The sequence below is a fragment of the Mycobacteriales bacterium genome, from assembly GCA_035504215.1.
In the GTDB taxonomy this organism is placed as follows: Bacteria; Actinomycetota; Actinomycetes; order JAFAQI01; family JAFAQI01; genus DATAUK01.
In genome coordinates, this window is record DATJSI010000033.1 from 52,258 (window position 1) to 61,018 (window position 8,761).

Sequence of the window (8,761 nt, forward strand, 5' to 3'; positions counted from 1 at the left end):
TCGGTCAGTCTGCCCACATGGTGCCGCCGACCAACCAGCCGTAGAGCTTCTCCAGCTCGGTGTCCGGGTCGGCCATGTGCCCGCCGGTGCTCACCCGGGTGATCGCACCCGGAACGTTGTCAGCGAGCCACTCGCCGTGCGCAGGTGGGACGAGCACGTCCTCCGCGCCCCACCAGATCGCGGTCGGCACGGAGATCGTCGACGGGTCGAAACCCCAGGGTCGCGTGAACGCCAGGTCGTCGTCCGCCCAGCCCCAGATCCCGTTGCGCACGCACTCGGTCACCGACTCGCGGATCACGGCGGCCATGTCTGACCGGGCGAGGATCGCCCGGTCGGCCTCCGGCAGGTCGAACTCCGCCAGCAGGTTCGCCGGATCGTCCGCGACCCGTTCGAGCATCTCGCGGGCTGCCTGCTCGAGCTCGGCGGCGACCCGGCTCTCGCCCTCGAGCGCCCAGCCGAACTCCTTCACGTTCGCGGGATCCATCCCGTCGAGCCACGCCTCGCCGAGGACGTCGTACGGCGCGATTCCCACCACGCACACCGCTCGGGTGACCCGCTCGGGGAGCCCGGCCGCGACCGCAAGGCTGTGCGGGCCGCCGCCCGAGCCGCCGACCACCGCAAAGCGATCGAAGCCCAGCGCATCGGCGAGCGCGGCGACGTCGGCGACGCAGTCGTTGACCACGCGGCCTCGGTCCCGGTCGGATGCGCCGTAGCCGGGCCGGTCGTAGGTGACGATCCGGGCGCCGGTTGCTCTCAGCTTCGCGTCGTCGGGGTGCCGGTTGAGTCGGCAGCCCGGAGTGCCGTGCAGGTTGAACACCGCGGTGCCGTCGGGATCACCCCACTCGGCGTAGCCGAGCGTCCGCCCGTCGGGCACCGTGATGGTCGCGAGGTTCTCGGTCACGTCGCGATCGTACGAGGCTGAACCAAGGCTCAGGATCCGGCGCGCCAGGTTTCCAGCAACCGCAGCCAGATCTCGGAAGCGGTCGGGTACGACGGGACCGCGTGCCAGAGCACCTCGATCGGCACCTTGCCGACGATCGCGACGGTCGCCGAGTGCACGACCTCTCCGATCTCGGGCCCGACGAAGGTTGCACCGAGCAGGGTCTCGGCGTCGGCGTCGACGACGAGCTTCGCCCGGCCGGTGTAGCCGTCCTGGAGCAGCGAGGTGCCGGCCAGGTTGCCGAGGTCGTACTCGACGCAGCGCACGTTGGCCCCGGCCGCTCGTGCCTCCGCCTCGGTCAGGCCGACGCAGGCGACCTGAGGGTCGGTGAACGTCACCTGAGGGATCACGCCGTGGTCGCTGCTGGCGCGGTAACGCAGCCCGTCGAGCGGCTTGCCGGCAGCGCGGGCGGCGATCACGTCACCGCACACCCTGGCCTGGTACTTGCCCATGTGGGTGAGCAAAGCGCGGCCGTTCACGTCCCCGACGGCATACAGCCAGTCGCCGTCGACGCCGCGCACGGTCATCGTGTCATCGGTCTCGATGTAACCGCCGGGGCTCAACCCGACCGACGGCAGGCCGACGTCGTCGCTGCGCGGCACCCGGCCCACCGCTGCCAGCACCTCGTCCGCGACATGCTCCTCGCCGTCCGCGACGACCGTGACCTCCGCACCGCGGATCTTCCCGATGGCCACGTTGGTGACCGCGCCGCGGCGCACTTCCTCGATGTTGACGCCGAGGCGCACATCGATGCCCGACTCGCGCATGGCATCCGCGACGAGGTTGCCGGCGAACGGCTCGGTCCGGATCAGCAGCCGGTCTTCGCGGACGAGCAGGGTGACCTCGGCGCCGAGCGCGCGCAGCCAGGTGCTCGCTTCGCAGCCGACGACACCACCGCCGATGACCACGATCCGTCCCGGCACCTCGACCAGGTTGGTCGCGTCACGGGAGATCCACGGCTGTGCTTCCCGCAGCCCCGGAACGGGCGGAACCGCGGCTGTGGTGCCGGTGACGAGGACGACGGCATGTCGCGCCGTCAAGGTTCGCTTCGATCCGTCCGCCGACTCGACCTCCACGACGCGCTCGCCGGCCAGCCGGCCGTGACCGCGCACGACGTCGAGCCCTGCGTTGGTCGCCCACTCGACCTGGCTCGAGTCATCGCGATGGTGGTTGAACTCGTCGCGACGCGCGAACACCTTGTCGGTGTCGAGCCGGTCGCCGATCGGTACGCCGGGAACGGCGTGTGCGGCATGCAGCAGCTCGACCGGCCGCAGCAGGGCCTTGCTCGGCATGCAGGCCCAGAACGAGCATTCGCCGCCGAGGAGCTCGCTTTCCACGAGGACCGCCGACAGCCCGCCCTTGTGCGCATAGTCAGCGGCGTTCTCACCTGGCGGCCCGCCACCGATGACGATCACGTCATAGGTGTCGGCGCTGGACTCAGTCATCGGAGCCGGACGCCGGGCATCATGAGCGGTCCTCCACTCGGGAGGCCGAGCCAGTTCGCGATCGACGCGAACTCACCCCAGCCGCTGGTCATCGACATCGAAGCGGCGCGCGGGTCGTCGCTGGACCGCGGTGCCCGCAGCCGCCGCTGCGGTGGAACCTTGATCGCAGGGCGAAGCGGCGCATCCGCAGCGAGTCCCGCCCGCTCGCGCGCGATCGCCGTTGCCTCGCGCATCCCGCCGAGCACGTCGACCAGCCCGTTGTTCGAGGCGTCGGCGCCGGTCCACACCCGTCCTCTGGCCACCTCGTGAACGGCTTCCCGGCTCATGCCGCGGCTCTCGGCGACCTTGCCGGTGAAGTCGGAGTAGACCTCGTCGAGCCACTCGGCGAGCCGCGCCCGCTCGTCATCGGTGAAGCCGACGCGGTTCGAGAACAGCCGGGCCCGCGCGCCCCGGGAGACCGCGCCGGTGTGCAGTCCGACCTTGTCGAGAAGTCCTTCGATCACGGCCTTGCCACCGAAGACTCCGATCGACCCGGTGAGGGTGCCGGGCTGCGCGACGATGACGTCGGCAGGGATTGAGACGTAGTAACCGCCGGACCCCGCGACCGCACCCATGGAGACCACGACCGGCTTACCCGCCGTCGAGGTGAGGCCCACCTCGCGCCAGATCGTGTCGGAGGCGACGTACGAACCGCCCGGCGAGTCGACCCGGAACACCACTCCGCGGACCTTGTCATCCTTGCGCGCCGCGCGGAAGGCCGAGGTCACGCTGTCGCAGCCCATCATCCTTCCGTCCACTGGTGAGTTCCGGTTGCGGCCGGTGACGATCGCGCCGTGCCCTTCGATCAACGCGAGCACGCCGCGGTCGCGCCCGGGCAACAGGGCGGCGGCGCGTTCGGGCAACGGCTTCCTTGGTGACCAGCGATGCGCGAAGAGCAGGCGGACGTCGCCACCGAGGCGGCGGCGGACGTCGGCGTACACCTCATCGCGGTAGCCGCGCTGGTCGATCAGCTTGCGCTCGACCGCCTGGTTGATCGTGAGTGGAGCGGCGTCGACGATTGCGCGCAGCTCCTCGACGCTCATGCCGCGAGCCTGCGCGATCTGCGCGCAGATGCCGTCCCAGGCCGACTCGGTCAGCCGGTCGATTGCTTCGCGGTGCTCAGGAGTGAAGTCCTTGCGCATGATGCGGTCGGCGGCGTTCTTGTACTCGTAGCGCTTGTCCAGCTGCGGCTCGACGCCGATCTTGTCGAGAGTGCCGCGCAGGAAGTTGACCTCGGCCGACAGACCGATGAGATCGAGTTCGCCCGAGTGCTGCATCCAGATCTCGTCGAAGCCGGTGGCGAGGTAGTAGGGAATCGTGCCGGTGCTGAACTCACCGAAGGTCTCCGCCCAGGCGACCGCCGGCTTCCCGCTTTTGGCGAACGCGCGCACCCCGTCGCGGAGCTCCTGGGCGATCGCGAGCGGGAACACCGACGTGCCGAGCTTCGCCACCAGCCCGACGACTCTGTCGTCGTCACCTGCTTCGTGCAGCGTGCGGAGCACCGCCTTCAGCCGCGGCTTGCCGCGGCTGCGCAGCTTCGCGATCGGGTCGTCCGGCTCGGCGTCGATCGGCGCCGAGGTGAGGTCGATCTCGAGCAGGATCGGGGGGCTCTGACGCGACAGGTTCACCATCCGCCCACCTTACGAGGGCGGCAAGTGCCCGCAACCGGCCGCAAGTTCCGCCGAGCGCGGAACCCGTTTCACGGGCGCTAGCCGCGTAGCCCGGTCACGAAGGTCTCGAACTGCGGTCGGCCCTCGTTGGCCCACCAGTCGGCAACCGGAGGAGGCATGACTGCCTGCATGTGCGCGATCTGCTCAGGCGTCATCTGCTCCTGGATCAAGCCCAGCACCAGCCAGATCTTGTCGCCGTCGAAGTGCTGCATCCCGTGCCGGGGCAGCTCGGCCCACTCCGGCTGGCTGAGGTAGCGCGCCGCGATCGGCAGCACGCTCCGTTCCTCGTCATCGAGGTGCTCGCCGAGGGTTGTGCCGAGAGCGGTGAGCGCCGAGGCAGCCGTGGCGCTCGTCTCGTCGGTGGGGTCGGCTCGCCATTGCGCCACGGCCTGCTCGGCCCGCTCGATCGCGTCCTGGGCGTCCGGGTGTTGACCGGCCACCCGCCTGACCTCGGCCACCTCGTCGACGTCGCCCCTCTCCACGAGCCGCGGCGTCATGAGCTCGTCCTCGCCCTCGTGGTGCACGTGGAGCAGGCGAAGGACGTTGTCGAAGTAGCTTCCGACGTCGTCGACGCGCCCGGCATCCGCAGCGGCTGCGTCGTGCAGCCAGCCGACCGACTCCGTGAACGCGTTCCGGAAGACGCGGTGCAGGTTGACCATGTCAGTGGTGTCGATCTGCGGCTGTTCGGCGGTCGTCATGTGCTGGCTCCGATCTCTTCGTTGCGCCTGGTCAGGGTCGCTACGTCGCGGGACGCTACCGTGAACGGCCGTGCCGGATGAGCAGATCGACATATCCGCGTTGTTCACCTTCCAGGCCGGGCAGGCCGAGGGCCGTTCACCCCAGTACGCCGAGCTGTGCCGGCGGCTCGCCGACGACCCACGGGTCGGTGCCCTCTTCGAGACACCGCCGCGCTGGGACGCGCCGCTTCGCTTGCTCAGCGGGCTGCACTTCCTGGTGCTTCGCGGAGACATCGGCTGGGATGGCGCGGTCGACGCGATCGGCACGCATTACGGCTTTCTGCGCGAGTTCGTCGCGACCCGCAGCGTCCAGACCAACGAGGTGCAGCGTTGCTGGATGTTGTTGCCGTGCTTCCTGGAGGTCGCGCGGCGCACCGCTGCCAGCGTGCTCGATGTCATCGAGCTCGGTTCGAGTGCCGGGCTGAACCTCGGCTGGCCGGACTACCGGTATCGGTACGCCGAGGGCGAGTGGGGCGCTCCCGACGCGAGGCTGGCGCTGGAGGGCGAGGAGCGCGGGATCGTGCCCGCGGCGCTGCTGTCGACGCCGATCACGGTGCGCGACCGGACCGGCATCGAGATCTCGCCGATCGACGTCACCGATCCGGACGGTGCGACCCTGCTCAAGTCATTCGTCTGGCCGGACCAGGCCTGGCGGTTCGAACAGCTCGACCGCGCGATCGCGACCACCCGGGACAACCCTCCACCGATCATCGTCGGCGACCTCGTCACACTCCTGCCGGACCTGCTCGCGCGGCGTCGGCACGACGGCCTCACCGTCGTGTGGGAGACCGCGGCACTCAGCTATCTGCCCGAGGAACGGCGACGCGCCGTCCGCGAGTGTCTCGAGCAAGCGGGCGAGACTCAGCAGGTCGCGTTCGTCACGACCGGTCGCGCCGACAACGGCGACGAGACCTGTTACGGGATGAACGTCAGGATCTGGCCGGACGGCCAGCGCGTTCAGGTCGCGCGCGCCGACTTCCATGGCCGGTGGATCGACTGGCTCGTGCCGTAGGCAGCCGGGACTACCCCGCGCGGCGCTTCTCGGCGTACGTCGTGAGCCGCGCCACCGCTTCGTCGAGCACCGTGTCCCGCTTGCAGAACGCGAAGCGCACGAACGGCGTACCGACGCCTGGGGTGTCGCAGAACACGCCGGTCGGGATCGCGACCACGCCGGCATCATGGGGGAGCCCGCGCGCGAACACCTCGCCGTCATGGAGGCCCAGGGCTCGGACGTCCGCCTGGATGAAGTAGGTCCCCTGCGGGCGACTCACCGTGAGGCCCACCGCCTCGAGCCCGGCGGCCAACCGGTCGCGCCGCGACTGGAGGCTGTCGCGCAGCCCCGCGACCCAGTCCGCCTGCTCCGAGAGTGCGTACGCGACAGCGACCTGCATCGGCGCGCTGTGAGTGAAAGTCATGAACTGCTTGACCGTGTTGACGGCACGAACCAGCTCGGGCGTCGCGCACAGCCAGCCGATCTTCCAGCCGGTCACGTTGAAGGTCTTGCCGGCGCTCGAGATGGTCACCGTTCGCTCGCGCATGCCCGGGATGGTGGCGAGCGGGATGTGGACGTTGTCGTCGTACGTCAGGTGTTCGTAGACCTCGTCGGAGATCGCTACCAGGTCGTGCTCCCGGCACACGTCGGCGACCATCGCGAGCTCGTCGCGAGTGAGCACGGTGCCGGTCGGGTTGTGCGGCGAGTTGAGCAGCAGCAGGCGGGTGCGTGGCGTGACCGCGGCACGCAGCTGGTCGGGATCGAAGGTGAATCGCCCGCCGGTCTCGGCCGGTCGAAGCGGGACCGGCACTCGCACGCCGCCGGCCAGCGCGACGACCGCGGCGTAGCAGTCGTAGTAGGGCTCGAAGACGATGACCTCGTCGCCGGGCTCGCACAGCGCGAGCACGGACGCGGCCATCGCCTCGGTCGCTCCCACGGTGACGAGGATCTCCGTGTCGGGGTCGAAGGCGAGGTCGTAGTACTGCTGCTGATGCGCCGAGATCGCCGATCGCAGCACCGCCATCCCCGGGCCCGGCGGATACTGGTTGAGACCGTCGTGGAGCCCGGCCGCAGCTCGGTCGAGCATCTCGCGCGGACCGTCGGTGTCCGGGAAACCCTGGCCGAGGTTGACCGATCCGGTCATTAGGGCGAGCGCGCTCATCTCGGCGAAGATCGTCGTACCGAAGCTCTGCATCCGTTCGACGAGGCGCATGAACGTTGAGCGTAGTTGGATGGGGACATGGAGATCGCGGTCGCTCAGTACGCCCTCGGTGGGGACAAGCCGGCCAATCTCGAAACGTTGCGCCGTCTCGTCGAGACCGCCGCCGACCGCGGCGCCGGGCTGGTGGTCGGGCCCGAGGGCGCAATGCACGACTTCCTGCCGGTCGAGCTCTCGCTCGCGCAGGTCGCCGAGCCGCTCGACGGTCCGTTCGTCACCGGGCTGTCCGAGGTCGCGGCCAGGCGCGAGGTCACCATCGTGGCGGGGATGTTCGAGTCGGTGGAAGGCGACGCGGGGCATGCCTACAACACAGTGGTCGCGATCGGCCCCGACGGCCGACTGATCGGGCGCTACCGCAAGCAACACCTGTTCGACGCGCTCGGCTGGCGTGAGTCCGACCGGCTCGCCGGCGGCGCTGCGTCGGAGCGGCTGGTCTTCGACTGCGGCGACCTGCGCGTCGGCGTGCTCACCTGTTACGACATCCGGTTTCCCGAGCTGAGTCGTGCGCTCGCCGACGACGGGGTCACGGTGCTGGTGACTCCGGCGGCGTGGGTGGCCGGCCCGCTCAAGGCGCAGCAGTTCCGCACGCTCGCGACCGCCCGTGCGATCGAGAACGTCTGCTACCTCGCGGCTTCGGTGGCCAACCCGCCGACCTACACCGGCGAGAGCTGCATCATCGATCCGTTCGGGGTGGTTCTCGCGTCGCTGGAAGGCGAACCGGGAGTCGCCGTCGCCGAGGTTTCGGTCGAGCGGCTCGCCGAGTGCCGCGAGCGCATGCCGTCGCTGGAACACCGGCGCTGGCGCGTGGTGCCGGCGTAGCGCCGGTCAGCGGTTGCGGCGCCAGATCGAGGCGTTCAGCGCAGCGACGTAGCTGATCGCCGCCAACGACGGGAGCACGAGCGCGGCCGCGAGCGGGTGACGCCGACCGAACTCCGCGATCGTGATCGCGATCGCGACCCACAGGACGCAGATCTCGATCATCGCGAGCGCGGGGCGGCGAAGGCCGAAGAACAGCAGCATCCAGGCGAGGCTGAGCCACAGCTGGACGGCGTACGACGAAAGCGCCGGGATGTCGACCGCGTCCCGGCGGTCCTCGGCCCGCCAGAGCAGCCAGGCGCCGACCGCCTGGCTGGCCGCCACTACCGACCAGGCCGGTGCGAATGCAGCCGCGGGCATCGCCCAGCGGGGCCGATCGAGGTCGCGGTACCAGCCCTCGCCCAGCCCGATGATCAGCGCGCCGCTGCCGGCTGCGGTCGCGACCCCGCCGAGCGAGCCGGTCAACCCGAGCGCGCGCGTGGTCGGGCTCGAGGGCATGGTTGCGAGTCTGCCACCCACCCGGAGACCGCCCAACCGGCAACCGGCAGAATCTCGTTCTACAGACCACACGAACATCAGGAGTGCCAACGTGTCCGAGATCTCCTTCGACGGCCGGGTCGCGATCGTCACCGGCGCCGGTGGCGGCCTCGGCCGCACCTACGCGCTCGAGCTCGCCCGCAGAGGCGCCCGGGTGGTCGTGAACGACCTCGGCGGCTCGGTCCACGGCGAGGGTGGAAGTGACTCCGCCGCGCAGCGGGTCGTCGACGAGATCACGGCCGCCGGGGGCGAGGCGGTGCCCAACCACGACTCGGTGTCGAGTCCGGACGGGGGCGCCGCGATCGTGCAGACCGCGCTCGACGCGTTCGGCACCGTGGACGTCGTCATCAACAACGCGGGCATCCTG

Annotated in this window: 9 protein-coding genes; 3 read left to right on the top strand and 6 right to left on the bottom strand. The window is 70.1% G+C overall.

The window, feature by feature from the left end:
• Nucleotides 1-4 precede the first annotated feature (4 nt).
• The 4 genes from VME70_03435 to VME70_03450 form a co-directional block, all read right to left on the bottom strand.
• Complete coding sequence (locus tag VME70_03435; protein ID HTW19249.1) at nt 5-901, bottom strand: alpha/beta hydrolase; 897 nt, start codon at nt 899-901, stop codon at nt 5-7.
• A 29-nt stretch (nt 902-930) separates the two neighbouring features.
• Nucleotides 931-2,385 carry an NAD(P)/FAD-dependent oxidoreductase gene (locus VME70_03440; GenBank protein HTW19250.1) on the bottom strand — a complete coding sequence of 485 codons (1,455 nt, stop codon included), beginning with the start codon at nt 2,383-2,385 and terminating at the stop codon, nt 931-933.
• Nucleotides 2,382-4,055, bottom strand: a complete 1,674-nt coding sequence (gene sppA / locus VME70_03445) for a signal peptide peptidase SppA (protein ID HTW19251.1) — start codon at nt 4,053-4,055, stop codon at nt 2,382-2,384. The genes VME70_03440 and sppA overlap by 4 nt, the downstream gene beginning before the upstream one ends.
• A gap of 77 nt (nt 4,056-4,132) precedes the next feature.
• Nucleotides 4,133-4,792: a hemerythrin domain-containing protein gene (locus VME70_03450; protein HTW19252.1), complete on the bottom strand. Its 660-nt coding sequence runs from the start codon at nt 4,790-4,792 to the stop codon at nt 4,133-4,135.
• 70 nt (nt 4,793-4,862) lie between these two features.
• Between VME70_03450 and VME70_03455 the strand changes: the two genes are divergently transcribed.
• Nucleotides 4,863-5,843, top strand: a complete 981-nt coding sequence (locus VME70_03455; protein HTW19253.1) for a DUF2332 domain-containing protein — start codon at nt 4,863-4,865, stop codon at nt 5,841-5,843.
• 10 nt (nt 5,844-5,853) lie between these two features.
• Here the strand turns inward: VME70_03455 and VME70_03460 are convergent, their stop codons facing one another.
• A complete protein-coding gene (locus VME70_03460; protein HTW19254.1) occupies nt 5,854-7,035 on the bottom strand; it encodes a pyridoxal phosphate-dependent aminotransferase in 1,182 nt (393 codons plus the stop codon).
• 27 nt (nt 7,036-7,062) lie between these two features.
• Between VME70_03460 and VME70_03465 the strand changes: the two genes are divergently transcribed.
• Nucleotides 7,063-7,860: a carbon-nitrogen hydrolase family protein gene (locus tag VME70_03465; protein HTW19255.1), complete on the top strand. Its 798-nt coding sequence runs from the start codon at nt 7,063-7,065 to the stop codon at nt 7,858-7,860.
• Between the two features lie 6 nt (nt 7,861-7,866).
• Here the strand turns inward: VME70_03465 and VME70_03470 are convergent, their stop codons facing one another.
• On the bottom strand, nt 7,867-8,355 hold the full coding sequence (locus tag VME70_03470) for a TspO/MBR family protein (protein HTW19256.1): 489 nt from the start codon (nt 8,353-8,355) through the stop codon (nt 7,867-7,869).
• A 91-nt stretch (nt 8,356-8,446) separates the two neighbouring features.
• On the opposite strand from VME70_03470, the gene VME70_03475 reads away from it, so the two are divergent.
• Nucleotides 8,447-8,761, top strand: a 315-nt coding sequence (locus VME70_03475) for an SDR family NAD(P)-dependent oxidoreductase (protein HTW19257.1), incomplete at its 3' end; no start/stop codon positions are given.

What these genes read in the sequence shown, in the direction of transcription:
- VME70_03465 (HTW19255.1), top strand. Translation starts at nt 7,063, where the DNA reads ATGGAGATCGCGGTCGCTCAGTACGCCCTCGGTGGGGACAAGCCGGCC.
- VME70_03450 (HTW19252.1), bottom strand. Translation starts at nt 4,792, where the DNA reads ATGACGACCGCCGAACAGCCGCAGATCGACACCACTGACATGGTCAAC.
- VME70_03460 (HTW19254.1), bottom strand. Translation starts at nt 7,035, where the DNA reads ATGCGCCTCGTCGAACGGATGCAGAGCTTCGGTACGACGATCTTCGCC.
- VME70_03470 (HTW19256.1), bottom strand. Translation starts at nt 8,355, where the DNA reads ATGCCCTCGAGCCCGACCACGCGCGCGCTCGGGTTGACCGGCTCGCTC.
- sppA (HTW19251.1), bottom strand. Translation starts at nt 4,055, where the DNA reads ATGGTGAACCTGTCGCGTCAGAGCCCCCCGATCCTGCTCGAGATCGAC.
- VME70_03440 (HTW19250.1), bottom strand. Translation starts at nt 2,385, where the DNA reads ATGACTGAGTCCAGCGCCGACACCTATGACGTGATCGTCATCGGTGGC.